Source organism: Telluria sp. ZT3P25, from assembly GCF_059685895.1.
Map to the genome: position 1 here is coordinate 3,853,018 of NZ_JCASIJ010000001.1, position 26,734 is coordinate 3,879,751.

Consider the following 26,734-nt stretch of genomic DNA (forward strand, 5'->3'; position numbering starts at 1 on the left):
TGCGATGAGCGACCATTTCTTTTCGCGCGCTACGCGCGCCTCGCTGCCCCTGCTGATCTGGGGCGTGCACTTCGCGTTTGCGTACATCGTCGCAGCGAGCCAGTGCACGCCGGGCGCGCTGCGTGTTGGGGGCCCCAATCCGTGGCTGCTGGGCGGCGCGACGCTGCTGTCGATGGCGGCGTGCGTGTGGGTCGGCGCCCTGGCCGGCAAGCGCCTGCGCCAGGGGTCCGACGAGTTTGTGGATTATGTGGGTGCGGCCAGCGCGGTGCTGGCCGTGGTGGCGGTGGCGTGGACCGGGATTCCGGTCCTCTTGGTGACGGGCTGCGCGTAGTTCGGCAATCAGCCGGCGATCAGCCGGCGTCCGGCACCACCCGCCAGATCACGTTGCCGACATCGTCGGCCACCAGCACTGCGCCCTTCTTGTCCACGGCAACGCCCACCGGCCGGCCCTGCGCTTCGCCATCCTTGTTGACGAAGTCACTGAGAATGTCGACCGGCTTCCCGTTCGGCATGCCATCCCTGAACGGAATGAACACGACGTTGTAGCCCGAGCGTGGCTTGCGGTTCCATGAACCGTGGTTGCCGATGATCGCGCCGTTGCGGTACTGCGCCGGCAGCAGCGTACCTTCATAGAACGTCAGGCCCAGCGCGGCCACGTGCGCGCCCAGCGCGTAGTCAGGGACGATCGCCTTGTCCACCAGGTCCGGCCGCTGCGGCTTGACGCGTGCGTCGACGTTCTTGCCGTAGTAGCTGTACGGCCAGCCGTAGAAGCCGCCCTCCTTTACCGACGTCAGGTAGTCGGGCACCAGGTCGCTGCCGATTTCATCGCGCTCGTTCACGACCGTCCACAGCGCCCCCGTGTCCGGATTCCACGCCATGCCGTTCGGATTGCGCAGGCCCGACGCAAACACGCGGACCTTGCCAAAACCTGCGCCACTGGCCAGGTCCACTTCGAGGATCGCGGCGCGGTTCTTTTCGACGTCCATGCCGTTTTCGGCGGCGTTGCTGTTCGAGCCGACCGTGGCATACAGCTTCTTGCCATCCTGGCTGGCGATGATGTTCTTGGTCCAATGGTGGTTCAGCCCGCCGGGCAGCGGCGCGACCGGCTGCGCCGCCTCCGTGATCTCGGTGGCGCCTTCCTTGTAGTTGAAGCGCACGATGGCATCCGCATTGGCCACGTACAGCATGTCGCCCACCAGCGCCATCCCGAACGGCGAATGCAGGTTCTTCAAAAAGACCGTTTTCAGCTCGGCCACGCCATCGCCATCGGCGTCCCGCAGCAGCGTGATGCGGTTCGCGCTCGGCACACCGGCGCCAGCGCGGGCCATCACTTTGCTCTGTATCCAGTTGCGAATCCCGCCGGCCTCCGGCTTGGCCGGGGCATTCGACTCGGCCACCAGCACGTCGCCATTGGGCAGCACGTACACCCAGCGCGGATGGTCGAGCGCCGTGGCGAAGGCGTTCACTTCCAGGCCGGCCGCCGCAGTGGGCATCACACCGGCAGGCCAGCCAGTGGCCTTTGCGATGTTGACCGTCGGGATCAGGGTCTTGTTGGGTGCCTTGAGCTCAGGCTGCGGCCCGATGTCGGCGCCTTGCGGCAGCGTCGACTTGTCGCCGCAGGCGGCCAGCAACAGGATGGCGGCGCCGGCGCACAGGCGCGGAAGATGATGTCGCATGGTGTTCCCCCAGAATATAGTGGGGAAATCTTATATTGACAAAACATTACACCACGTACGTTACGCCGGAGCAATCTCAGATGGCCGGCAGGGGCGCCCCCCTGCGGGGGCGCGCGTATTGCCACAACCCTGGTACCTGGATCAGCACCAGCAGCGCAAACGCACAGCGGTAGGCGGCGGCGGGCGCGTGCCCCAGCAGGTCGGGCTGCCACAGCCCGATCACCACGCCAAAGCCGGCCTGCACCAGAAAGGCGCCGATGAAGATCAAGAGGTTCAGGAAGGTGGCGGCGCGCCCGGTCAGGGCCCGTGGCATCGACTGGGCCACGATCGCGTAGTCGATGCCGGTGACCGTGCCCGCCAGCGTGAACATCACCGACAGCCACGGAAAGCTGGGCCGGTAGCCGATCACGAACGCGGTCTGAATCAGCACGAACATCGTGATGCCGGCGGCCGCCACATCGAGCGGCGGCATGCCGCGCCGCCCGGCCCACTCGGTGATCATCCCCACCGCGATGGCCCCGAACACCACCCCCGCCATGCCCAGATACAGCAGGTACGCCACGGCGTCTTCCGGGTACAGCGCCACGTCGGCCAGCCAGCGCCCGATCCACAGGCCCTGTACGCCAAAGAACACCGCGTGCGGCACCAGCACCAGCGCCACCACGGCGCGAAAGCCGGGCGCGCGCCAGACCTCGCGCAGCGCCGGCAATACGGGTGATAACGGGCTTCGGCCGGGCGCCGCATCGCCCGTCTTCGGATACAGCAGCGCAATCAACAGCCCCGTGCAGGCGACCAGCCCGGCCAGCAGCAGGAACAGGCCGCGCCAGTCGGTGTACGCGAGCATCGCGCGCACCGGCGTCGTCGCGCTGGCCGCACCCATGCCGCCCACGGCGATCAGGTAGCCGTGCACCGACGGCAGCCGGCTCGGTGCGATCCAGATCGACACGGCCTTGACCGCCGCCATGAAGCAGCCACCCAGGCCGCACCCCATGACGGCGCGCGCGACCAGCAGGCTCCAGAAGCCCCCGCCACGCGCGAACAGCACTGCGCCGCAGGATGCCACCAGCAGCATCGCCACCTGTACGCGACGCGGCCCGTAACGGTCCAGCGCCATCCCCACCGGCAGCTGGACCAGCGCGAACGCAAAGAAGAACGCGCTGGTGAGCAGCCCCAGTTGGCCCGGCGTGAGCGCGAGTGCGCTCGCCAGTTGCGATGCCAGCACCGCATTCACGTTGCGCAGCAGCGAGGACAGGTAATGCCCCAGCGCGAACGGCACGAACACGTACACGAACACTGCCAGGCCGGACAGGCGTGGGGTGGCGGGCGCAGTCAATGTGGCGGCGGGCTGCATGGCACAGGCTCTCGCTGAACGTCGTACGGTTACGCCGCGTCGGGCTGGGCGTGACCGCGCTGGCCGGCCGGCACCAGAGGAATCACGCGACCGCCCGCGCCCCGCAGCGGGCCGCCGCTTTCCGTCTCGAAGAAGAAACGGTCGCGCCCGAACGCCGGTTTCAGGTGATCGAGCCAGGTCGCCGTGGCGTCGTATCTGGCAAAGAACGGCCGCCGCACCCATTCCGGATTGCGGGCCTGCAGAAACTGCAGCGCGAACAGCTTTTCGCCATTGATCGTGACCACGCCGTCGATCACGACCTTGCCGGGAAACGCGCTCATCGACGGCCCGCGCACGGTGCGCGACAGGCCCGAGACCATCGAATAGGCTTCCTGGAAGATCTCGTGGGCGCGTGCCAGCGGCAGTGCGAAGTAGTCGCGCGGGCCGGTGTCACGCTCGACGAACATATAGTAGGGAATCGCGCCCAGGCGCACACCCGTGGTCCACAGTTCGGCCCAGCTTTTCGGGTCTTCGTTGATGTGGCGGATCAGCGGCCCCTGCATGCGCAGCGTGGCGCCGGTGCCGACGATGCGCTTGACCGCCTGCTGCGCGATCGGTGCGCGCAGTTCGACCGCGTGGTTGTAATGGCCCATGATGGCCAGGTTCTTGCCGCTGGCGACCACCTTCTCGAACAGGCGCATCAGGTCGTCGCTGTCCTTGTCCGACACGAAGCGCTGCGGCCAGTACGCGACCGACTTGGTGCCGATGCGGATGTTCTGGATGTGGTCCAGTTCGGGGATCAGGAGCGGCTCGAGGAATTCGGCCAGCGAGCGCGTATTCATGATCATCGGGTCGCCCCCGGTGATCAGGACATCGGTGACCTCCTTGTGCACCTTCAGATAATCCACCAGTTCGCCGCACTCGCGCGCATCGAACTTCAGGTCATCCATGCCGACGAACTGCGGCCAGCGGAAGCAGAAGGTGCAGTAGGCATGGCAGGTCTGGCCGGCACTTGGAAAGAACAGCACCGTTTCCTTGTACCTGTCCTGATGTAAAACGCCCTTTTTTTATCTGGTGCTGGTAAACTTGATTGCATGAAAGCATACTCATATTCCAGATTCTCAAGTGACGCCCAGCGCCCTGGAACGTCCATCATCCGGCAACAGACACTCGCTGAAAAGTGGTGTGAGGAACACAAGATTCCGCTGGCTACAGAGAGATTTAAGGACGAGGCCGTATCTGGCTTCAGTGGGGCAAACCTTGAGAGCGGTGCACTCGCCCGGTTCATTGCATTGGTCAAGGCTGGGGAGATTGAGGCCGGGAGCTATCTAATCCTGGAGAGCCTAGACAGGCTTACCCGGCTAGACGCGTGGGAGGCGTCTCGCTTGCTTCAAGATTTAGTCAAACTAGGGATTATCGTAGTTACGCTACGTCCTGAGATGCGGTTTGATCACAACAGCACGGCTATCGACTTGCTGCAAGCGATCCTACACATGGATAACGCGCACAAGGAGAGCGCCCGTAAGAGCGGGCTGGGTAAGGATGAATGGGAGAAGAGGTTTAGGCTTGCCAGGGAGACGAAGAGGCACATTGGTAACCGTGTGTCTAACTGGCTGACACTTGACAAGGCCAGGGGTAAGTACTATCTCAACGAACACGCGTTCACTGTAGGACGAATTTTCGAATTGTGCCTTCAAGGACTGGGAAGCACCGCCATATCCCAGACGCTCAATGCTGAAGGCTACCGGACGTTCAACAAAGGCAATCGCTGGGGGACTTCGGCTGTCCTAACGATCCTGAAGAACCGTGCAGCTATCGGAGAGCTGGCGCTAAAGGATGGCGGGGAGCCAATCCCGGATTACTTCCCGGCTGTCGTGGACGTGGAGACATTCGACGCTGCGAAGAACATGGTAAAGGTACGGGAGACGGGCAAGGTAACGAAACAGTCAGCAGACTTTAACGTATTGCGTAAGCTGGTGGTCTGTGGGGCCTGTGGTAGCGCCATGAACATCATCCACCGCACCAAGTTCCGTTACCTGATGTGCGCTAACCGTCGATACGGTGCCTGTGAGGGTTCCAAGAATGTTCGCCTCGACGAGAGCGAAGATGTCCTGATGGCGATGCTGTTGCACCTGGATGCCCTTAGCTTGGTCATGCCGGACCCGGACAAGCTGAATCGAGAGTTACAGGCAGCGGAGGGACGCCTATTGACCGAGCGTGAGAAGTTGGCGATCTGGACTAGCAAGCTTGTACAGAACCCGGAGGTTGATACGTACCACCAGCTTGTCATCGAGAGCAACGGACGCATTAAGGCGTTAAAGGCCGACATTGATCGCTTGACCGTAGAACTAACCGCAGGTGAGAGGTTGAGCCTGGAAGAGATACGGGCCAGGATCGACCTGAAGGACAAGCCTACCCGGCGTCGTGTGAATGCTTTCCTACATCGTCTAGGAGTACAGGTCCGTATCGCTGACGGCTATCTGTTAATCCAGCATGACGCAGCTGTAGCTATGTTCGCTGTGGAGAAGAACAGAATCGGCTACATCGCACTCGATAACGATTTGAGCGAGCCGTGGGAGCCTGAAGAGATGCCAGAGGGCTTGGTACTCACTGGAGGAAAAGGAGAGGCTCCGAATCTTCAACAAGCTAACGGAATCGCTGCTGGAGTAAAGAGACGACTACATATCGGGGGCATCGGCTCAATGGCCGTTGGTATTCTCACTGTGCCAAATGGACGCGGGACACGTAGGGCCAGGGACACTTCTTTAGGCTAATTTTTGAAAACGGAATAATTTCGGAAGTGGCCTGTCGGCCTAGGCCTGCTGTTAGGTCAGGAATATATCAGCGGGTATGTCTACCTTCGTTTAACAGGTATCTGGCTGCTCAGGAAGCGCACTCTGAGAGTTTTAATATATCAACAGGAGCACCCTAGAGGGCGAAGGGTAGTAAGCGAGGGTTGTAGCTGCAAACGTCTCTACGGGCGTCTAATCGCGTCAGCGAGGGTCTGTTAATTGAATATTCTTAAGGGCTGCGAGCATCTTTCCCTTGGAATAGGGGCGGGAGGCCAGGAGAGCCTCTCAGATGAATTTAATCAGTCAAGGTACGGTGCTGGAGCCCGATTGGTGCTGGAGGGCTTGGGGCGCCTCTTATGGCTTATGCTGCCTTCTGCGCTGCATCCCTTTTCAAAATGAGCTTGACCTGAGATTCGCTTACGTTGAGGGTAGAGGCGATTTTAGCAATCGTGTAATCCAGCTTTCGCAACTCCACGATTTTGGCATTAGTGAACGTGTCAGCCTTGCGGCCCTTGTACGTACGTTCTTCTAGAGGCTTTGTCTTGTCTGCTTCCTTCTTTTCTGCGATGCCACTCGCTTGCTTCGTCACGCGCTGTTCATAGTCCTTACGCGCAATGTGTAGGGCAATCTTCAGCATCATCTTCTGATTCGCTTCCAGTACGATTCGCACCATTTCGTCCGTCGAGTTGTCGATGACTTCGGAGAGGTCGATAAGGTCTGGGACAGCGATCTTCGCGCCCTTGTCCGTTATACGGGCAATGAGGGCTTCGCCTTCTGCTACTGGCAACCGGCTGATACGGTCGAGCGACTCAGCAATGACAACATCACCCTTCTTTAAATCAGCAATCATCCGATTGAGCTCAGGGCGGCTTGCTACTGTACCGCTGATCTTCTCTGAGTAGACGCCAGCGACGTAGAAGCCTGCTGCTTCCGCGTCATCTACCAACTTCTGTTGCCGAGTCAGGTCTTGGGAGGAAGTCGAGACACGCTGGTAAATTCGGCAGATTTTCTGTTTGGTAGTCATTTGTTGCCCCTTGAGTAAGATAAATTGAGTATACCTTAAATGACCTATAGCTCACAAGCGGCACCCGGGGGATACACCAGACAAAAATAGGACTTTTTGACTGTTCAACCGACTACGACCCTATTTAACCTATCTTGCATGTTCACATTGTCTGTAATGATGTATCGTTAACTAACTAACATCGTTGCCTGTGTATCGGAGTCAAAAAATGAGACAAGTTTGGAAGAAGGTTTGGATATGGTTTCTAGGCGGACTACTGAGCCTAATTTTAATGATGCCTATAGTGGTCTACGTTAACGTTTTCGGATACAAGGTGAGTAACAAACATCAAGTGTGGGGCGAGATGGGGTCGGCTATGTCAGGTATATACGGCCCCATCCTAACCATCCTTACGGTTTCGTTGTTAATTCATCAACTTCGACTTCAGCAACAGACGAACAAGCATACGTTCGATCAATGGTTTTTGCAGGACACGAAAGCTGATGTTGAGTTTTACTTAATTCGACTCGCTGAGGTACTAAACAAGCCGCTTCAAGGCCAGACAGTGCGTGATGTTCTTCGCAGCAATTTTGGGAACGCATCAGTGCAGGAGCTTGAAGGTGAGCCACTACGCCAAATTACCGATACCCTTTACCGAGACGTGCCAAGCTTAGGTGATATGTGGAGCGCGATGTACGGAGTCATTGCTGTTCTAGAATGGGTTGACGATACGGCCTACAAAAGGGAATTTGTATCTGCAAAACTGAAAGCCCAAGCTATGCTGTCTCAACCGACATGCATAGCATTGGACAATTACTTATTCTGTCGAGCGCCAGACGAGTACAGGGCGTACCGATTCCAGTTCAGCCGGAACCTAGCGAGGCGATAGCCTAATTGCGTTCAGTGACATCTTCTCAGTGAGGGCGTTTGGGTTCGTTGCACCGCGCTTCGCTTGTACAGTTTCGCATCAAGGTGAGTAGAAACGAATTCATCGATACTCCCTTAAAAATCTAAATCCCTGTAGTCTCAGCACTAGAGTAGCTCAGTAATCGACGCAGCAAGCTTAAACACCTGTATATTCATATTGCTTCTTTTATTAACATGTTGATAGTCACCAGTGGAGAAGCAACATGCTGAACCAAGTTGAAGTTCCTTTTTACACAGATATAAAGTTCTGGTCTCTAGTCATCTCGATTGCTGCCCTTCTTTTATCGCAATGGAAATTCTTCGCGAACATTTTCCGCCGTGCTAGTTTAAGTGTGGAACCGTATAGTCAAGCGTACTTGACACATCGATTCGGATGGACAAACGCCCAGTTGCACATGACCATAATAAATTCTGGCGGTCGCAAAGTGCGTATTAAAGGGGTAGCTATGCGTATTTCTAATGCGTCTGCAGACACATTCACAATACCGGTCACTGGTTACTACCAAAAGCAAAGCGACACTCAAACGATGCTGTTCAGGCCTTTCTCACTAGATCCCGGCGAGGAGTGGGCACATATTGCTCAATTTTATCAACTTCTGCCACGCCATGAAGATAAGTTCATTCGCCAAGCCATCTCCACACTACGAGCAGATGTACTGGAAAAAGTGGCACAGCGTCCGAAGGAATCAGAGCACATAGTAGTTTACGCTGAGGAGTCTAATGTAACTCCAATTGTTGATTTTTTTGAACGACACTTCAAATGGTCTGCTGAAGAGTACCGACTCACATTGTCGATTGATACTGAGCCTCCGTCAGCTGTTAAAGATCAACAATTTAGATTTGTATTGTTTGAATCTGATATTGCTGAGATGCGTCGAATTGTAGGGAAGTACCGGACTGGCGAAGGAGTCTACCTTCCATCGGAAGTGCTAGATGGTGTCCATATACCTCTCGAAAAGATTACTTAGGTGTTCAATAATTGATCCAAGCCAGGGCCTGCGGTCAATTACATAGTATGAATTACTCGTGCGACCTTGCCGTGTGCATTCCGCAGAAGCTGATCGCTTGTCGGAGTGATATGGCCTTTGTTAGCATAAGGCTTACATCTCCTACCTCACAGCATATTCTTCATGCACTGCCTAACTCGACTATATTCGTTGTTCCGCAATGCTTTGCAATAATGCCTGCCTACCTTGGTTGGGCCTGAACTCTTGTCAGCTTACCTCCCTTGCAGCCATAAGAAGACTGTTTGGATTTTGGGCAGGCTTGGTTCTTTTTTATGAAATAATGGCATAATTCCATCAAATCAACAAGGAGATAGGTTATGGGAATGTATAAAATTGAATTTCTCGTGCGTGAAATTGATAGCGATGAAATCGTCGCTCTTTACGTTAGCAGTGATCTTGAACTACCATTTGTCCCGGCAGTTGGAATGCAGTTTAAACAAGGCAACAGTACGTGGCTTTGGGAGACGGGATCAGGGGAATTAATGCCTCAGGTCGAAACCGTTACATATGACTTGGACGAGAACCTTTTTGTTTGCCTGTTCACTGTTAATAAATCTTTAAAATCATCTTTCTGGACCAGAATCGAAAGCGAGGAAATCGATAATTCTAGCTATCTTGCCTACTTTAATGCCCGTTAATCGTCGGCACTTCATAAATAGTAGGGCTTAGCGTTTAATAAAAAGCGCACAGACTTTGGCATTTGAAACGATTGCTCTTGTCTGCAGAGGTCATGGATCAGTATCGCCTGCTGCAGTAGCTGAAATTTAAATTAAACTTAACATGAACCTCAAAGCCAATAGAAAAGAAACTTCCATACTTTTTGTAGTCATTCCATTTATTTTAGTAATCGGTTTGTTTATGGTTTTTGTTTATGGGAACTTCTATTCTTGGGTGGGGGCAAACACCTATTCTAAAGAAGTTATGCAAAGAGGCCCATATGGTGATAGCTTTGGTCCGCTGACGTCACTTTTTTCCGGGCTAGGTTTTGCTGGCGTTGTTGTTACTCTAATCTTCCAACAAAAACAAATTAATCGAAGAGAGGGCGAATGGCAGGCTGAAGTCGAAGAGCGGCGTTCTCTTTTTAATTTGGATGCGGCAAAACGAGCGTATGAGCAAGCGATGGACCTGCTAAAAGATCATATAAATGATCCGGGTCTTTGGCATCGTGCAAGTAGATTGGTTGAGCAAGCTAATCACCTTACTCACGGTATAACAGTCACTAATCATAAGGTTGACTTAGGAATTAATCAGGTGGCATACAGGGCATTCTTTGAAGACCTATTTGCTGGTAAGTCTGCTAGCTATTTTTACGGGGGTTATCATGCAAACGAATTAAATGAAGCTGCACGCTTGTCCTCTGTTCCGTTAGAAAAAGGTGGTCATCTTCCACTTGAAGAGTCATCGATATATATTCTATGGAAGGCAGCACAATGGCCTGATGAATTTGAATATATTACTGAGAAGGCACTTGCAGAATATAATTGGGAGCAAGGCTTGTTCAAGCCGTCTGGGCTTTCAGAATTCCTCATGCATTCAAAGAAATTTGTTTCGGAGAAAGGAGAGTTAAAGAAACGCATTTTTCCGACGGGATATCATAACTGGTCCAATGGAAACTGATACAGAGGCATAAAACTTTTTTGTATCACACCAATCTTCCAGGTTGGTTGTTAGTTCCTGAAATGAAGAATGCATATGATTAAAAGTCACAATCATTTTGTCCCCAATAATTATTTACAACATTGGATCAATAATGAGAAAAAAGTTATGACTTATCGCATCCTCGTTCCCCACAAAAACGAGCGGGAGTGGAAGCCGCATTCGCCGAAGAGTATTGGATTTCACGAACATCTTTATACTCAGTTAGCAGTTGGGGGAGAGACTGACGTGATCGAAACGTGGTTTGAAAAATCTTTTGAGACGCCAGCGGCGCCTGCTCTTAAAAAAGCTGTTACTGATCAATCGCTTAGTCGAGAAGATTGGCGAATGTTAGTGAGGTTTCTTGCCGCACAAGATGTTAGAACCCCTGCAAGGATGCTTGAGCGATTCAAACACTGGAATGAAATCATGCCCTCCCTTCTTAAAGATACTCTAGAAGGGGCTGTCCATGATCTACAGGTCGCGAAGGAGGCGGGTATTCGCCTTTCTGCAGCACAGCCGCTTCAAGAGCAAGAAAGTTTTCCTGCTAGGACTTTCGTTCAGATTGATCCGGGGGCAGATGAGGGATTTATTCACGTCGAGGCAACTATAGGGCGTGGCCTCTGGCTGTGGAGTTTAAAGCACTCTTTGACCATAACTCTTAACGCATTACACAAACACCGTTGGACCATACTCCGTAGCCCTCCTGGTATAGAGTGGCTAACAAGCGATGATCCAGTTATACGTCTTAATTATCACGACCCATGCCATTATGACTTTAAAGGCGGATGGGGAAGTCAAGGTACTGAAATTATGTTGCCGCTGGGTCCGAGGCACCTAATGTACACCCAGATAGGAGCAAAGACACAACCTCCAAGAGGTACTGTTATGTCGTTAGATTTTGCGAATCAAATACAAAAGTTTACAGTCGAACATGCACATCGATATATATTCAGTCGACTCATTGTCCCCCAAGTCAGCGTATTGCGTCCTCGAAGTGTAGACCTCGAAGCTTTTTACGCGGAGCGTGCTCAATGGGAAACTTGGAATAAGGCGCAATCGGAGGCTGAGCGAACCTTGCTTGAAGTGCGCTAGATTGCTATAGGCAAGCGGTGAGTTAAAGCTAGTCTGTTTGGATGATGTCAGAAAATGACTGGCTAATCACAACTTCGTAGGTTGGTAGGTTGCTAGCCTGCATTTTGAAGCAATGCAGAAGCAGAGCGAGAACAACTTCTCAGCTCTGTTCTTGCGGGTGGCAGATAACCACTAATAGCAATCTCCTCTAAGGTGCCATGGGCACAGAAATTGTGAATACGCCTACAGCGTCTGGTGGTGAAGAGCCGTAGACTAAAATGCCATTCTTTCGATCCCTTTGGCCCGCTTTTTCGGGCCTGCGCATGTGCCCATGGCACCCGTTTATAAGGTCCCATAGGGACAGAAAGCGTCTAATGCCCATGGCAGTTACCTAATGGTGTCGCTGGCACTGGTTAAAGGCGCGTGTAGGCGCGCCAATAGGGAGGAAATTGGCTTTGCTGAAGCCAAGGACTTCTATTTCGTCATCGTTACCGTGCGCTCCACAGGAGCAGTTAAGTTCTGTGCCTATGGCACCTATAGGGACAGGTCCCCCCATTCGCCTCGCTTCCGCACGGCTTATATATGTGTCGTTTAATCGGACGCGAACAACTCGTCCTCCAGGTCCGCCCAACCATCTTCATTGCATAGATCAGCTTTCTTATGCGCAAAGCTGCTCCGCTGGCCTTCGTCGTCCGCTGCCGTCAAGCTCCATGCTGGTTCAGCATCCGCAGATGGCTGGCAAACTGAGCACCCCTGTTCGCTACATGGCACGATGGTGCGTAGGGTCATGTACGAATCCGCTCCGTCGCCATGGCTTGGTTCAGGCCATTTGCTATTCTCCGCTCTTGCTGCTCGCTCAATAATGCGTATGCACATAGCTAGACGCTGAGCATGTCGCTGGCTACATGGACGCAGCGTCATATGCATGTAGTCAAGAATCGCTTTACTTGAAATAGTATCCAGGCGACGAAGAAGAACGATGGCCGTCTTGATGCCCAGCGGCTTTGCGTTCTCGCCGTAGTTCAGACTGACTGCGCCAGTGACGATATCGCCGAGTCGTGGAAGCTTCGCAAGTGCGTGCCCAGGTGAGCTGTAAGCTTGCAGATAGGGCTTCAGTGCGTTTGTATGAACGATTGGAGGACGCCCCCTACGCCTAGTGTCAACCGGGACTGTGGCGGTGGACTTCTTCGTCCGTCGTTTTGCTGCTGGCGCTACTGGTAGTGCAGGTTTTGATGGGATGCGTAGATCAAAGCATGGTGCGTCGTAGATGCCTTGAGGCAGAAACGGTGTGTGCTTAGCTCGGTGGAGGGGCAGTACATTTGGGTTCATAAGAGTCCTTTACGAAGGTGCCGCGAGCGGCTTCGGTTGTCTTGTTCATGGCAAGTTTAGTTGGGTAAAAAATGGACCTCTTTTAAGGGAGTAGTCCGCATATGCGAGGGGCAATGCCATACGCCATTGGTTGCCTCGCTACAGCATTCTGGCAGGAATTAATTAAAGCGTCAAAAAAATGTTGACTTATTCGATTATTTGTGCATACAGTTTGCGAAGGGTGGTCCACAACTTGTACAGGTACCTAAGATTTTGCTTAAAAATTCAAGCGATAATTTGCGGTCTCAAAAAGTCAGTTTGCTTACCTAAAGTGCTGTTTTCTATAAAAGACGATAGAGATTGAACGATTACACCTGTCTAGCGGCTATTCTCATCACTGGTATCAAGGCCCTCTACTGGGTGTTGTCTGGTAGACAATCCCAGCAATTCTGTAATCACGTCCTTGTCCACACCTTGCTCTTCCAGGAAACATCGTGCGTAGAACAGGCCATGAAGCCGACACAGAGCTAACCCTGCTGCCAAGATGCAAGATGAACCGACTGACCGAAGAGGCGAGAAGATCGACATAGAGCAAGTGTGCACTGTGCCGCGTACTCACCCTTGACCTAGATCAATCTTTCAGTGCTGGTAAAGATGGGGCGTTTTACATCACTACTTGTACTTGTGCTGCAAGCCCTTGAGCGGCGCATCGTTCACGCGCGGTACGTTGTGCGTCATCTGGCCGGCCGGGTGCGGGTTCATACGCATGCGGATCGCGTGCACCAGGCGCGCGATCGCGGCGTCATCTTTTTTGACCAGCACCAGCTCGCGCAGCTGCTCGTATTCGGCGGCCGGGAGCATGTCGCGGTGCGGAAACGTCAGCCGGTAGATCGGATCGTCCGGCACGCGCGACCAGTCGATCAGCGTATCCATCACGTACGCATTGGTGCGAAACGGCAGCACGTGCGAGACCACCTGCACGGCTTCCTGCAGCTCGGGCGTGAGCCATTCCCATTGGCGCGCGGTCACGATTGACTGGCGCGTGAAGGGCTTGAACTTGGGGGGCGTCGTTGCAGTCGTGTTCACGGAGAACTCCAGAAGAAGACGGTGGGAGGGCCGGCGGATTGCCGGAAAGAACCCATCTTAGGCATGCCGAATGGACACCGATTGCCATCAATCAATGAGATGGTGTCTGACAGCGTGGATAGGACAATCACGGGCTGCAGTAGGAAAAAGTGCGGCATCGGCGCAACGGCAGACGGTGCGATTTCCAGGCGCTTGTGCGTGCGCAATCCGGCAAGGACACGCGCCGCTAGAGTAGTGAATGCACTTAAGCAATATTTCTGATGCATTCAACGCGAAAGGACGCACCACCATGAAACTGATCGCCACCGCCACTGCCGCCGCCCTGTGCCTGGGGCTGGCATCGACCGCCGCCCTGGCCAATGAACCGACCGAGAAGGACGCCATCGCCATGGCCGAGCGCGGCGCCGCCCTGATCAAGGCCAAGGGCAAGGGTGAAATGATGAAGCGCATCAATGCCAAGGACCCGGATTTTGTCCAGGGCGAGCTGTACATCGACCTGCGCGACGTCAAGACCGGCATCGTGCTGGCCCATCCCTATAACCCGTCGATTGTCGGCAAGGACCTGACCGACGTGCCCGATGCAAACGGCAAGAAGTACCGGCGCGAGATCATCGAACTGGCCGCTGCCAAGGGCAAAGGCTGGGTCGACTACCAGTACAAAAATCCCGCCACGGGCAAGATCGAGCCCAAGACCACCTACATCCTGCTGGTCGACGGCGTGGTGCTCGAAGCGGGCATCTACAAGAAATAAGCCTGCGCTGTTGTCGCGCATCCCCTGCTGTCGCTGCCGTCGCCCTGCCCGCGATGGCAGCTTTTTTTGTGGAGTGACCCATGCTGAACAAACTGCGGATCGGCCAGAAACTGCTGCTGGCCCCGGGCCTCGTGCTCGTGCTGCTGACCATGCTGTCGGGCGCCGCCTACTACGGCATGGTGCGCCAGAACGCCTCGCTCGAACACATGGTGCAGGTGCGCGCGGCGCGCCTGCAGGCGGTGGCCGATGTCGCCGGCGAGGCGCGCTTCGCGCACGCCAACGCTTACCAGTTGCTGGCCTGGACCAACGGCAGCTTCGCGCAGAACCGCTTGCGCGCGCTGACGGCCGACATCGGCCGCCGACACGCCGCCATCGGCGACAAACTGGGCAAGTTCGCACATGCCGCCGAACGCGAAGAACGCGCGCCGGTCGCAGCGTCGCAAGCGGCATTGGCACGCTATCGCAAGGCGATCGGCGAGACGATCGAGATGGCCGCCGTGGACCAGTCGATCGCCACCAACGCGATGCAGAAGGCCGAGCAGCAGTTCGGCGCGCTCGACGCCGCGCTGACGCAACTGGCGCAGATCGAAAAGACCATGAACCAGGAAGCCTACGCCGCTGCGAGAGCTGAATTTCGCGTGCTGGGCTGGACCATGGCCGGCCTGGTGCTGCTGTCGATTACGCTGTCGCTGGCGGTGACGATGCTGGTGCGGCGCGCGATGCTGGCCGGGATCCACTCGATCGCGCACACGGTCGGCGAACTGGCCGAGGGCCGGCTTGACGCGCCGCCCGTGGACGCGCAGGGCCGCGACGAAATTGCCGACACGGGCCGCGCGCTGGATCACACGATCGCACGCCTGAATGCCGCGCTGCGCAGCGTGATGACGTCGGTGCGCTCGATCGACACGGCATCGCAGGAAATCGCCACCGGCAATATGGACCTGTCGAGCCGCACCGAGATGCAGGCCAGTTCGCTCGAGCAGACAGCCAGCACGATGGAGACCTTGACCACGGCGGTCAAGGACAACGCCAGCAATGCGCGCCAGGCATCCGAGCTCGCGGCCGAAGCGGCGCAACTGGCCGCGCGCGGCGGCCAGGCGGTGCAAGGCGCCGTGACGACGATGGAATCGATCCAGGCCAGCTCGCGCAAGATCGTCGAGATCATCGGCGTCATCGATGGCATCTCGTTCCAGACCAATATCCTGGCTCTGAATGCAGCGGTGGAAGCAGCGCGCGCCGGCGAGCAGGGGCGCGGCTTTGCCGTGGTGGCGTCTGAAGTGCGCACGCTGGCGCAGCGCTCGGCGGCGGCGGCCAAGGAGATCAAGGGCCTGATCGCGGACTCGGTCAGCATCATCGAACGGGGCAACGCGTCGGTCAGCGAAGCCGGCGCCAGCATGGGCGACATCGTCTCGTCGGTGCGCCAGGTGAACGACATCATCGGGCGCATCAGCATCGCCAGCACCGAGCAGGCCGACGGCATCGCCGACGTCAATCGCGCGGTCGGACAGATGGACAGCATGACGCAGCAGAATGCAGCGCTGGTCGAGCAGGCCGCAGCGGCGGCCGAGAGCCTGCACGAGCAGACCGTCAACCTGGCCAGGGCCGTCGCGATCTTCCGCATCGCACCGGGCGACGACGAGGTGGAAGAGGTCGATGTGCAGCACGAAGACACGCTGGCGGCAGGCTTCCAGGGGGTCGCTGAACGGCGCAGCCGCGCCAGCACGATGCGCGCGAAGCCGGTACCGGCACTGCCGCCGGCGACAGCGCGCCGGCGCGGGTCAGCTTAGTTGCTGGCCTGGCCGCGGATTGGCCGGCTCAGAAAACGCGAGCCGGCCAGGCCGAAACGCCACGGCACGTCGACCGCCTTCGAGATGCCGATGCGGATGCCCTCCACGACGACCAGTCCCGGCTCTGCCGGCAGCAAGGTAAACGACGCTCCCGCCAGCGCCATCCCGTCGTGCGCACGCGTCACGCCCAGCGCCTGGCACAACTTGCCCGGCCCCGAACACAGCGCGCGTTCGTCCTGCGCATCGCGGCGCGCGCGCATGACGTCCAGCCCCGCCACCGGTTCCAGCGCGCGAATCAATACCCCGGCCCCGTGCCCCGCCTCTCGGCACACGAAGTTCAGGCACCAGTGGATCCCATACGAGCGGTAGACGTAGGCATGCGCGGGCGGGCCGAACATCGAGGCGTTGCGCTCGGTCTCGCCGGCAAACGCGTGCGAAGCAGCATCTTCACGGTCATACGCCTCGGTCTCGACGATGCGGCCACCAACGCCGTCGAGCAGCACCGTCACCCCGATCAGCTGGCGCGCCACGGTGGCGGCATCGGCTGAAAAATCAATTCCTGCAATTGTCGAAATAGCCATAGCTGGATTCTAGCGCGCACGTCAGTGCCCTGGCGCTATGGTGGAATTGCCACATTAACCAGTTGATTTGCACATTGCCTTGCTGCAATATTCTGACGGCTGGAGTATAGTCACACGTTCCCCCGCAACGTCCGAGATGCCCTCTCCGCCCCGCCATTTCATGAATACCGTCGTCGAGCACGCCCCCCAAACCGACCAGGTCGATGCCCTGATCAAGTCGATCCGCATTCCACCGCGGCCGAGTCTGCTCGCCGATCTGCAGCGCGAGCTGGGGGCCGACGATCCATCGCCCGACGCCATCGGCCGGATCGTGGCGAGCGACGTCGGCATGTCCGGCGCCCTGCTCAAGCTGGCCAATTCGGCCGTCTATGGCGGGCGCCGCAAGGCCAAGTCGATCGAGCAGGCCATCCTGTTCCTGGGCATTAACCAGGTCGCGGCCCTGATGACCGGTCTGCTGGCGCGCCAGGCGATTCCTGTCAACAGCGCCGCGCTGGCCAGTTTCTGGGACATCTCGACGCGCCGCGCGCACGCGATGGTGTTCCTGACGCGCCGCCTGCGCATGGGCGAGGCCGACGTGGCGCACACGTTCGGCCTGTTCTGCGACACCGGCGTGCCGCTCCTGATGGACCGTTTCAAGGATTACGAAGCCACCTACGGCGAGGCGTCGATGGAAGCCCATCGCCCGTTCACCGACCTCGAGAACGAACGCCACGCGACCAGCCACGCCGCCATGGGCTGCCTGCTGGCCCGCAACTGGGGGCTGTCCGACCACGTCGCCTGGGCCATCCTGCACCATCACGATTTCGCCGTGATCGACGATGCCGCCACTGCGGGACCCGTACGCTCGCTGGTCGCCCTGTCGCTGCTGGCCGAGAATGCACTCAGCCGCTACCAGGGCCAGGCCGAGTCGAACGAATGGAACAAGGGTGGCGTCGCCGCCTGCGCGTATCTTGGCCTGTCGGACGAAGAAACCGCCGAGATCATGGACGAACTGCTGGAAGCGTTTCACGAAGACTGAGTTTTGACTTCGCCCGCAAGGGAGCGGATACTGCCTTGTCAGTACGCTCGTTTGCAGGAGGCGCCATGCGCTGGGTCTTGTTCAATTGGCCGTCGTTCGGTTGGCTTTTGTTCAGCATGCTGCTGGCCGGCTGCGCCAGTCTCGCTCCTCCCCCTGCCCCGCCAGCGGCCCTGTTTGCCGATGCGCGCTTCGCGCCACCATCGGAACCCATCGGCGCGCACGACCTGTTCGCGCTCAGTCCCGCGATGCGCACTTACCTGAACAGCAGCGCATTCACGTCGCGCCTGCGCACCAAGGGCCTGCAGCACGGCCTGGTCGATGCGCTCTACAGCAAGTCCGACCTCAAGCTCGAATACGAATCGACCATCACCCGCACCGCCAGCCAGACCTACGCCGCGCGTACGGGCAACTGCCTGTCGCTGGTGATCATGACGGCGGCCTTTGCCAAAGAGCTGGGCATGCCGGTCCGGTTCCAGAGTGTGGACGTCGACAACACCTGGAGCCGCACTGCCGGCCTGTACCTGTCCAGTTCCCACATCAACGTCAGCCTGGGCGAGCGCCCGGCCGACGCGCCGCGCGGCTACCACCCGCAGCGCGTGCTGGTCGTCGATTTCATCCCGCGCGACGAGGCCGCGCGCCTGCGCACGCGCGAGCTCGAAGAAGACGACATCGTCGCCCTGTTCCTGAACAACCGCGCCGCCGAGGCATTGGTGCAAGGCCGGCGTGACGACGCCTACTGGTGGGCACGCGCGGCGGTCCTGGCGCGCCCCGGCGTGGCGAGCACGCTCAACACGCTGGGCGTGATCTACCAGCGGCACGGCGAACCGGCACTGGCCGAGCGCGCGTTCCAGGCGGCGCTGGTGCGCGAGCCCGAGAACCTGTCGGTGCTGCGCAACCTGCAGCCGGTGCTGGTGGCGCTCGGGCGGCCGCTGGAAGCGGCGGCGCTGGCCAAGCGCATCGCGGCGGTCGATCCGACGCCGCCCTATCACTATTTTGATCTGGGCACGGCCGCGCTCAAGGCCGGGCAGTATGACGATGCGGTGGCCCACTTCGCGCGCGAGGTGCGGCGCGCGCCATACAACGACGAGTTCCGGTTCTGGCTGGGCGTCGCCCATCTGCAGCTGGGGCACGTGCGCGATGCACGGGAACAGATCGCACTGGCGGTCGATCACAGCACGCGGCAGGACATGCGCGAGGTGTACGTGGCGAAGCTGGCTTATCTGCGGAAGATGGCGGCGGGGACCGGGACGCATATTCGGTAGGTGGTGGTGATGGTAACCACTTGAATCTTCAAGACATCGGTGTTACCGTGGTAGCACCACAACCAATGGCGCCTCTCCCATGTCGACGACCTCACTGAAACTTCCCGATGAACTCAAGCAGCGCGCAGTCGATGCTGCGCAAGAACTTGGCATCAGTCCGCATGCATTCATGGTCGACGCGATCCGGCAAGCTGCTCATGCGGTGGAGCAGCGCGCTGCCTTCGTTGCGCAAGCGCGTGACGCAAGGGCAGAGTTGCTGGCGGAAGGACAGGGCTACGCTGCTGACGACGTGCGCGCCTACCTGCGCAACCGCCTGACAGATGGGGCGGCAGCCAGACCTGCCAAGACAGCATGGCGCGAATAAGCTACGCAAGCCGCGCGCTCTCCGACCTGGAACGGATCAGCGACTTCCTTATGCCAGAGGGTGTGGATGCTCAGCTGGCAACACTCGATCTGATCGAGGAAGCCATCGCCATTCTCGTTCGGCACCCCCTGGTCGGTCGCCTGGCCGAACACGACTTGCGGGAACTGGTTATCTCACATGGCAAGACTGGCTACATCGCGCTGTACAGCTACGAGGCCGAGGAGGATGCCATCCTCGTACTCGCAGTTCGACATCAGCGTGAAGTGGGGTTTTATGGTTAAGTCCGGCGATGCCAGGTGTCGGATATCGTTTGACCATCATTCGCAGCCAACCTGAAAAACGTCAGTTCGCCAGCAAGCGCTGCCAGGCCATCAGCTTCTGCGCAAACGGCATCGCCGCATACGCCGGCGAGGTCGATGGCAGCAGCACCGTCCGATACCCGGCGTCCACAAATTGCGGTGCAAACTTGCCCGCCGTCTTGCCATTGAAGCCGACGGTTTCAAGCTGCGGACAACGCTCACGCAGCCGCGCGAAGTCGTTCGCGGCTGGCGCACGGATGGCCGAATCGAGACTGCCTTCACGCTCGCACGCACCCAGTACATCCCACAAGCCGATGCCGTGCGCCAGGAGGCGCGGCAAACGCTCGTCGTAGGGCAAGCCGGCCAGGTCTTCGCCCGTCAGTTGCGACAGGATCGGCCACAGCAGATTGCGCGGATGCGCATAATACTGCCCGGCCGCCAGCGACGCGGCGCCCGGAAAACTGCCCAGCACGAGAATGCGGATATGGGCGTCGATGACGGGCGCGAGGCCGGTGAGCGGTAGAGCAGATGCGATGGACATGGCGCCATTGTAGCGGCGCGCAGCCGGCATCAGGCTGACGACCGGCCGCCGTTGCCGGCAGCCGGTACGTCACACACAGCGGATGCTTACTTCATCCACACCGCGTAATTGCTGCCCGACGTCTGCAGCACCCAGCCCGTGCCGGCCGGGCTCCAGGCGTTCGGTCCGATCTTCATCGCGAGCTGGCGCGTGTTGCCCGTGACGACTGCGGCGTACAGTCCCTGCGCCGCCTGCTGGATCGCCACCGGCGACGTCGACGTCACGCCGGCCGCCCGGCGCGCTGCCATCAGCGCAGCGATCGGCGTCTTCAGGCCCCAGTTGTAGATGTGGGGGTAGTAGACGGTCGGAATGCCCGGGTGGCTCAGCACATAGGCGTAACCCTCCATCACCGAACCGCACGGCACCGCCCAGTGGTTCTGGCCGTTGCCGCAGCTTTCGGATGGACCGGTGTCGTGGTTGTCCACAAAGGTCACTGCCATCGCTGGCCACCAGCCGATGGCGCCCTGCGGCTTGCCGGCGGCATCCTTCAGGCGCCAGTAGTTGCCGTTGGCAAGCGCGTCGTTGAGCAGGCCCTTGGTGGTGAAGTCGAAAGCGCCGCAGCTATTGCTGGTCCCGTTAATCCAGTTCATGATTTCCTGGCGGTGTGCATCGACGTTGTTCAGGTTCAGGTCGTTCCACAGTTCGCCGACGCAGAACTCGGCGTTGAAGGCATTCGCATACTGCCCGACGTAGCTGGGGCTGAAGCCCCGCACATAGTCCACGCGCATGCCGGTAAAGCCCACCGGTTTGAGCGTGTAGTTCAGCCACGTGGTGATGCCGTTCTGGACTTCGCCGACGTTGCGGTGGTCGATGTCGCGGCCGCCGTTGAAGCCGAGCGCCGTATCGGCGCTGCCCAGGCCGCAGTTGCACTCGTCGTTGTTGACGATCGAATGCACGGTCCAGTTGGGATTGGTGAAATCCGACCAGCCGGTGGTGCCGACGCGGTGGTTGACGACGACGTCGGCCACCGCCTTGATGCCGCTGTTCGTGAAGGCGCGCACGACGTTGGTCAGCTCGGCCGAGCTGCCGTAGGCCGAATTCAGGTTGTTCAGCTGGCGCGGCAGATAGCCCTGCGAGGCCGCCGAATCGGACGGCGGCGGGAACCAGACGTGGGAAAAGCCCATGGTTTTCAGCTCGCCCACATTGCCCTGCAGGGTGTTGTACCAGTTCGGACTCCTGGCGCTCGACGAATTCCAGTGGAAGCCCTGGAGCAGCACGGCAGAACTGTTACCTGCCTGGGCAGGCGGGGTGGCGGCCAGGGCCGGGTTACTCAGTGCCACGACGCTGGTGGCAAGCATGGCGATGATGCTTTTCTTCATTTTGTCTCCTCCGTTGTAATTGATATGTTCAGTCCTTCAGGACATCCACGGACGTACTATTGGTCACGTAGATAAACTACCTGACCTGGCACCGCGGTCTCTAAACGGACACTTTCGGCCCACAGATTCTGTTCCTGACGTTTATTAGAGTCAATTGAATCCAGATATTTTTGTAGTTTTGCTACACCGACGAAAAAAAGCGGCGGTACGCTCACGCGCACCGCCGCAAAGGGCAAACAACTTTTATACCGGGATCAGCGTTGCGCCACCGCCGCATTCACTGGACGCGTCGCATCCCAGCCACCGCCCAGCGCGCGAATCAACGCCACCGTCGTCAGTGCACGGTCACCGCGCAACTGCACCGCCGTGCGCTCGACGACCGCCAGGTTGCGCTGCGCGTCGAGCAGTTCCAGATAGCTCGAACGGCCAGCGTCGTACAGCTTCTGCGCCAGATCGGCCGAGCGGCGTGCCGACACCACGGCCGCGTCGATCTCACCGGCCTGCCCTGCCAGGATGCGCAGGCCGGCCAGGTTATCCTCGACCTCGGCAAACGCCACCAGCACGCTCTGGCGGTAGGTGCCCACCGATTCTTCGAGCACCGCTTCGCTGCGCACGATGTTGTTGCGGTTGCGGCCACCGTCGATGATCGGCATCGAGGCCAGGGCCCCGAGCACCCACGAACGGCTGCTCCACTTGAACACTTCCGAGAACACGCCGCCCACGCCGCCGCCATCGGCATTGATGGTCAGGGCCGGGAACATCGCCGCGCGCGCCACGCCGATGCGGGCGTTCGACGCTTCCATCGCGCGCTGGGCAGCAACGATGTCGGGCCGGCGCTCGAGCAGCGATGACGGCAGGCCGGCAGGGATCGCCGGCAGCAGGCTCGCATCGAGCAGCGGGCTCGGACCGGCCACGTAATCGGCCGCTGGTTTACCCAGCAAGACCGCCAGTGCATGCTCGGTCGTGGCGCGCTGGCGCTGCACGCCGATGGCTTCGGCGCGCGCCGTGGACAGCTCGGTACGGGCGCGCGACAGGTCGAATTCGCCGATGTCGCCCAGGTCGAAACGGCGCTGCGTGACATTGATGCTTTCTTCACGCAGCCGCACCGTATCGGCCAGCGTCACCAGCTCGGCATCGAGTGCACGTAGCCTGAAATAGGTCTGCGCGACATCGGCCTGCAAGGCCAGCAGCACCGAGCGGAAGTTGGCTTCGGAGGTCGCCGCATCGCTTCGCGCGGCCGACACGCCGGCCGCCACGCGGCCGAACAGATCGACTTCGTAGCTGGCTGACAGGCGCGCGCTGTAGCTCGTGTACGCGTCGGTCCCCACGCCTTGCGGCAGGTTCGATTCACGTGGCGACAGGCGCGCACGCTGGGCGCCGATGCCCACGCCGACCTGCGGGATACGGTCCGCTTCGGCGATGCCGGCAATCGCGCGCGCCTGCTTGACGCGGCTGGCCGCGACCGACAGGTTGGCATTATTGACGGCGGCTTCGTCGATCAGCGCGGTCAGCGCCGGATCGTTGAAGGCCAGCCACCACTGGCCGCGTGGCTGCTGCTCGGCCGGCTGCGCCGGCTTCCAGCGCGCGCCGTCAATCCCCGCCACTTCCGCGGCCGGTACTGGTGCCTGCGACTCGCGGAAGGCATCCGGCGTGGCCACGTGCGGCTGCACGAAGTCGGGCGTGGCGCAAGCCGTCAGCAGCAATGCTGCCAACAAGGGCGCGACGCCCTTTGCAATCATCGTATTCATCAGTGCACTCCTTCTGCGCTGTGCGCCACCGCAGGCGCGGTGTGCACGGGTTTTTCAAAACGCTTGGCCAGCGAGCGCAGCAACACATAGAACAGCGGCGTGAGGAACAGGCCGAAGAAGGTCACGCCCAGCATGCCCCAGAATACGGCGACACCGATGGCGTGGCGCATCTCGGCGCCCGCGCCGCTCGAGAACACCAGCGGCACCACGCCGGCGATGAACGCGATCGACGTCATCAGGATCGGCCGCAGACGCAGGCGGCTCGCTTCCAGCGCTGCCTCGACGACGCTGCGACCATGGTCTTCCAGTTCGCGGGCAAATTCGACGATCAGGATCGCGTTCTTCGACGCCAGTCCGACCAGCACGAACAGTGCGATCTGCGTGAACACATTGTTGTCGCCACCGGTGAGCTTGACGCCGATGAGCGCGCACAGGATCGACATCGGCACGATCAGGATCACCGACAACGGCAGCGTCCAGCTTTCGTACTGGGCCGCCAGCACCAGGAACACCAGCAGCACGCACAGCGGGAACACATAGATCATCGTGTTACCCGACAGGACGTCCTGGTAGGTCAGCTCGGTCCATTCGTACGACACGCCCTTCGGCAGCACTTCCTTGGCGATGCGTTCCATCGCCGCCTGCGCCTGGCCGGACGACACGCCGGGCGCGGCGCCACCATTCATCTCGGCCGAGACGTAGCCGTTGTAGCGCGTGACGCGATCCGGACCATAGGTGTCCTTCACGCGCATCATTGACGACAGCGGAATCATTTCGCCCGTATTGCTGCGCACCTTGAACTGCTCGATCTGCTCGCGCTGCGAACGGAACGGCGCGTCGGCCTGCACCCGCACCTGATACGTGCGGCCGAACTGGTTGAAGTCGTTCACGTACAGCGAGCCGAGGTTCACCTGCAAGGTCTGGTTGATGCTCGCCAGCGGCACGCCCAGCTGCTTGGCCTTCACGCGATCGATGTCCGCGTACAGCTGCGGCACGTTGATCTGGAAGCCCGAGAACACGCCGGCCAGTTCCGGCGTCTGCGCGGCCTTGGCCGTCAGCGCCTGCACTGCCTTGTTCAGCTCTTCGTAGCCGACGTTGCCGCGGTCTTCGATCATCATCTTGAAGCCGCCCGTCGTGCCCAGGCCATTGACCGGCGGTGGCGACAGCACCATCACGAATGCATCCTCGACGGCGCCCATGCGCTTGTTGATCTCGGCGGCGATGGCTTCGGCGCTTTTCGCCTTGTCCTTGCGCTGGTCGAACGACTTCAGGCCGACGAACACGATGCCGGCGTTCGGCGCATTGGTAAAGCCGTTGATCGACAGGCCCGGGAAGGCGATCGACGATTCGACACCGGGAATCTCCTGGGCGATCTTCGACATCTGACGGATCACGGCGTCGGTGCGGTCGAGCGAAGCGGCGTCCGGCAATTGCGCGAAGCCGATCAGGTACGCCTTGTCCTGCGGTGGCACGAAGCCCGGCGGCACTGCCTTGAACATGAACACCGCAGCCACAGCCAGCGCCAGGTAGACAGCGACCGAAGCGCTCTTGCGACGCAGGACACCCTTCACGCCATGTTCATAGCGCACCGACGAGCGGCCGAAGAAGCGGTTGAAGGCGCCGAAGAAGCGACCCAGCACGGCGTCGATCATGCGCGTCAGGCGGTCTTTCGGTGCGTTGTGCGGCTTCAGCAAGGCGGCCGACAGGGCTGGCGCGAGCGTCAGCGACGCGAAGGCCGAGATCACGGTCGAAATCGCGATCGTCAGTGCGAACTGGCGATAGAACTGGCCAGTCAGGCCCGACACGAACGCGATCGGCACGAACACGGCGCACAGCACCAGCGCGATGGCGATGATCGGCCCGCTGACTTCCTTCATGGCCTGGATGGTCGCATCGCGCGGATTCAAGCCATCGGCGATATTGCGCTCGACGTTTTCCACCACCACGATCGCATCGTCGACCACGATACCGATGGCCAGCACGAGGCCGAACAGCGAAAGCGTATTGATCGAGAAACCGAAGGCCAGCATCACGGCAAAGGTACCGACCACCGACACCGGCACGGCCAGCAGCGGAATGATCGAGGCGCGCCAGGTCTGCAGGAAGATGATCACCACCAGCGCGACCAGCACGACCGCTTCGAACAGCGTCACGATGACCGAATTGATCGACTCGCGCACGAACTGGGTCGGGTCATACACGATCGAGTACTTCACGCCTTCCGGGAACTCCTGCGACAGCGCTTCCATCGTCGTACGCACATCGGCCGAGAGTTGCAGGTCGTTCGCGCCTGGGGCGGCGAAGATCGGGATCGCGACGGCCGACTTGTTGTTCAGCAGCGAGCGCAGTGCGTACGAGCTTGAACCGAGTTCCATGCGCGCGACATCCTTGAGCAGCGTGGTGCCGCCTTCGGCATTGGTCTTCAGGACGATGTCACCGAATTCGTCGGTACTCTGCAGGCGCCCTTGCGTATTCACGGTGAGCTGGAAGTCGGCGTCCTTGGCCGGACCCTGGCCGATCACGCCGGCTGCGACCTGCACGTTCTGTTCGCGGATCGCATCGATGACGTCACCAGCGGTCAAGCCGCGCGCGGCGACCTTCTGCGGATCGAGCCAGATACGCATCGCGTAGTCGCCCGAGCCGAACAGCTGGACTTCGCCCATGCCCTTGATGCGGGCCAGCTGGTCCTTCACGTTCAGCACCGCGTAGTTGCGCAGGTACAGGTCGTCGTAGCGGCCGTCCGGGGAATTGAGGTGGACCACCATCGTCAGGTTCGGCGACGACTTCACGGTCGTCACGCCGATCTGGCGCACTTCTTCGGGCAGCCGTGGCAGCGCGCGCTGGACCCGGTTCTGCACCGCGGTCTCGGCCTGCTCGACATCGGTGCCGATTTTAAACGTGACGGTCAGTGCCAGCGCGCCGTCGGACGTGTTTTGCGACGACATGTACAGCATGTCTTCGACGCCGTTGATCTGCTCTTCCAATGGCGTGGCCACCGTTTCGGCGATGACCTTCGGGTTCGCGCCCGGATACTGCGCGCGTACCACCACGGAGGGCGGCGTGACTTCGGGGTACTCGGAAATCGGCAGCATGAAGATCGAGATCAGGCCGGCGACGAAGATGATCACCGACAGCACGACCGCGAAGATCGGCTTGTCGACAAAGAATTTAGGAAAGTTCATGGTGA

General features: G+C 59.2%; 20 protein-coding genes and 2 pseudogenes. 12 read left to right on the forward strand and 10 right to left on the reverse strand.

Going from position 1 to position 26,734, the window contains the following annotated elements; all coding sequences use genetic code 11:
- The first annotated feature begins 4 nt into the window (after positions 1 to 4).
- A complete protein-coding gene (locus AC56LY_RS17075; protein WP_499581439.1) occupies positions 5 to 331 on the forward strand; it encodes a hypothetical protein in 327 nt (108 codons plus the stop codon).
- Between the two features lie 19 nt (positions 332 to 350).
- Here the strand turns inward: AC56LY_RS17075 and AC56LY_RS17080 are convergent, their stop codons facing one another.
- From AC56LY_RS17080 to AC56LY_RS17090, 3 genes and pseudogenes are all read right to left on the reverse strand, one after another.
- Positions 351 to 1,676 carry a PQQ-dependent sugar dehydrogenase gene (locus AC56LY_RS17080; RefSeq protein ID WP_499581441.1) on the reverse strand — a complete coding sequence of 442 codons (1,326 nt, stop codon included), beginning with the start codon at positions 1,674 to 1,676 and terminating at the stop codon, positions 351 to 353.
- Between the two features lie 76 nt (positions 1,677 to 1,752).
- On the reverse strand, positions 1,753 to 3,027 hold the full coding sequence (locus AC56LY_RS17085; protein WP_499581443.1) for an MFS transporter: 1,275 nt from the start codon (positions 3,025 to 3,027) through the stop codon (positions 1,753 to 1,755).
- A gap of 29 nt (positions 3,028 to 3,056) precedes the next feature.
- Positions 3,057 to 4,055: pseudogene (locus tag AC56LY_RS17090) on the reverse strand (KamA family radical SAM protein); the annotation flags it as partial.
- Positions 4,056 to 4,100: 45 nt separating this feature from the next.
- Between AC56LY_RS17090 and AC56LY_RS17095 the strand changes: the two are divergent.
- A complete protein-coding gene (locus tag AC56LY_RS17095) occupies positions 4,101 to 5,780 on the forward strand; it encodes a recombinase family protein (protein WP_499581445.1) in 1,680 nt (559 codons plus the stop codon).
- Between the two features lie 379 nt (positions 5,781 to 6,159).
- Here AC56LY_RS17095 and AC56LY_RS17100 read toward each other — a convergent pair whose 3' ends face one another.
- Positions 6,160 to 6,822, reverse strand: coding sequence for a recombinase family protein (locus AC56LY_RS17100; RefSeq protein ID WP_499581447.1), 663 nt, complete (start codon positions 6,820 to 6,822; stop codon positions 6,160 to 6,162).
- A gap of 1,109 nt (positions 6,823 to 7,931) precedes the next feature.
- Between AC56LY_RS17100 and AC56LY_RS17105 the strand changes: the two genes are divergently transcribed.
- The 4 genes from AC56LY_RS17105 to AC56LY_RS17120 all read left to right on the forward strand — a co-directional run bounded on the left by AC56LY_RS17105 (position 7,932) and on the right by AC56LY_RS17120 (position 11,465).
- Positions 7,932 to 8,696: a hypothetical protein gene (locus tag AC56LY_RS17105; RefSeq protein WP_499581449.1), complete on the forward strand. Its 765-nt coding sequence runs from the start codon at positions 7,932 to 7,934 to the stop codon at positions 8,694 to 8,696.
- 356 nt (positions 8,697 to 9,052) lie between these two features.
- Complete coding sequence (locus AC56LY_RS17110) at positions 9,053 to 9,373, forward strand: hypothetical protein (RefSeq protein WP_499581451.1); 321 nt, start codon at positions 9,053 to 9,055, stop codon at positions 9,371 to 9,373.
- A 142-nt stretch (positions 9,374 to 9,515) separates the two neighbouring features.
- The gene (locus AC56LY_RS17115) at positions 9,516 to 10,352 is read left to right on the forward strand and encodes a hypothetical protein (protein ID WP_499581453.1); all 837 of its coding nucleotides are present in this window, start codon (positions 9,516 to 9,518) and stop codon (positions 10,350 to 10,352) included.
- A gap of 69 nt (positions 10,353 to 10,421) precedes the next feature.
- On the forward strand, positions 10,422 to 11,465 hold the full coding sequence (locus tag AC56LY_RS17120; protein WP_499581455.1) for a DUF4238 domain-containing protein: 1,044 nt from the start codon (positions 10,422 to 10,424) through the stop codon (positions 11,463 to 11,465).
- 1,962 nt (positions 11,466 to 13,427) lie between these two features.
- Here AC56LY_RS17120 and AC56LY_RS17125 read toward each other — a convergent pair.
- Positions 13,428 to 13,838: pseudogene (locus AC56LY_RS17125) on the reverse strand (lysine 2,3-aminomutase); the annotation flags it as partial.
- Between the two features lie 289 nt (positions 13,839 to 14,127).
- Here AC56LY_RS17125 and AC56LY_RS17130 point away from each other — a divergent pair.
- Positions 14,128 to 14,589, forward strand: coding sequence for a cache domain-containing protein (locus AC56LY_RS17130; RefSeq protein WP_499581457.1), 462 nt, complete (start codon positions 14,128 to 14,130; stop codon positions 14,587 to 14,589).
- An 80-nt stretch (positions 14,590 to 14,669) separates the two neighbouring features.
- Positions 14,670 to 16,376 (forward strand): methyl-accepting chemotaxis protein, encoded by a 1,707-nt coding sequence (locus AC56LY_RS17135; RefSeq protein ID WP_499581459.1) that lies wholly within the window; start codon positions 14,670 to 14,672, stop codon positions 16,374 to 16,376.
- Here the strand turns inward: AC56LY_RS17135 and AC56LY_RS17140 are convergent.
- The gene (locus AC56LY_RS17140; RefSeq protein ID WP_499581461.1) at positions 16,373 to 16,957 is read right to left on the reverse strand and encodes a DNA-3-methyladenine glycosylase; all 585 of its coding nucleotides are present in this window, start codon (positions 16,955 to 16,957) and stop codon (positions 16,373 to 16,375) included. The two genes, AC56LY_RS17135 and AC56LY_RS17140, sit on opposite strands and share 4 nt — an antisense overlap.
- Positions 16,958 to 17,117: 160 nt before the next feature.
- Between AC56LY_RS17140 and AC56LY_RS17145 the strand changes: the two genes are divergently transcribed.
- The 4 genes from AC56LY_RS17145 (at position 17,118) to AC56LY_RS17160 (ending at position 19,882) form a co-directional block, all read left to right on the forward strand.
- Positions 17,118 to 17,975: an HDOD domain-containing protein gene (locus AC56LY_RS17145; protein ID WP_499581463.1), complete on the forward strand. Its 858-nt coding sequence runs from the start codon at positions 17,118 to 17,120 to the stop codon at positions 17,973 to 17,975.
- A 65-nt stretch (positions 17,976 to 18,040) separates the two neighbouring features.
- Complete coding sequence (locus AC56LY_RS17150) at positions 18,041 to 19,237, forward strand: tetratricopeptide repeat protein (RefSeq protein WP_499581465.1); 1,197 nt, start codon at positions 18,041 to 18,043, stop codon at positions 19,235 to 19,237.
- A 79-nt stretch (positions 19,238 to 19,316) separates the two neighbouring features.
- On the forward strand, positions 19,317 to 19,601 hold the full coding sequence (locus AC56LY_RS17155) for a CopG family transcriptional regulator (RefSeq protein ID WP_499581467.1): 285 nt from the start codon (positions 19,317 to 19,319) through the stop codon (positions 19,599 to 19,601).
- Complete coding sequence (locus AC56LY_RS17160; protein WP_499581469.1) at positions 19,589 to 19,882, forward strand: type II toxin-antitoxin system RelE/ParE family toxin; 294 nt, start codon at positions 19,589 to 19,591, stop codon at positions 19,880 to 19,882. The genes AC56LY_RS17155 and AC56LY_RS17160 overlap by 13 nt, the downstream gene beginning before the upstream one ends.
- Before the next feature lie 61 nt (positions 19,883 to 19,943).
- Here the strand turns inward: AC56LY_RS17160 and AC56LY_RS17165 are convergent, their stop codons facing one another.
- The 4 genes from AC56LY_RS17165 to AC56LY_RS17180 all read right to left on the reverse strand — a co-directional run bounded on the left by AC56LY_RS17165 (position 19,944) and on the right by AC56LY_RS17180 (position 26,729).
- Entirely contained in the window at positions 19,944 to 20,441 is a 498-nt protein-coding gene (locus tag AC56LY_RS17165; RefSeq protein ID WP_499581472.1) for a DNA-deoxyinosine glycosylase, read from the reverse strand.
- Between the two features lie 86 nt (positions 20,442 to 20,527).
- Entirely contained in the window at positions 20,528 to 21,799 is a 1,272-nt protein-coding gene (locus AC56LY_RS17170; protein ID WP_499581474.1) for a glucan 1,4-alpha-maltotetraohydrolase domain-containing protein, read from the reverse strand.
- Between the two features lie 254 nt (positions 21,800 to 22,053).
- Positions 22,054 to 23,547, reverse strand: coding sequence for an efflux transporter outer membrane subunit (locus tag AC56LY_RS17175; RefSeq protein ID WP_499581476.1), 1,494 nt, complete (start codon positions 23,545 to 23,547; stop codon positions 22,054 to 22,056).
- Complete coding sequence (locus AC56LY_RS17180; RefSeq protein WP_499581478.1) at positions 23,547 to 26,729, reverse strand: efflux RND transporter permease subunit; 3,183 nt, start codon at positions 26,727 to 26,729, stop codon at positions 23,547 to 23,549. Before AC56LY_RS17180 ends, AC56LY_RS17175 begins: the two co-directional genes overlap by 1 nt.
- Positions 26,730 to 26,734 lie beyond the last annotated feature (5 nt).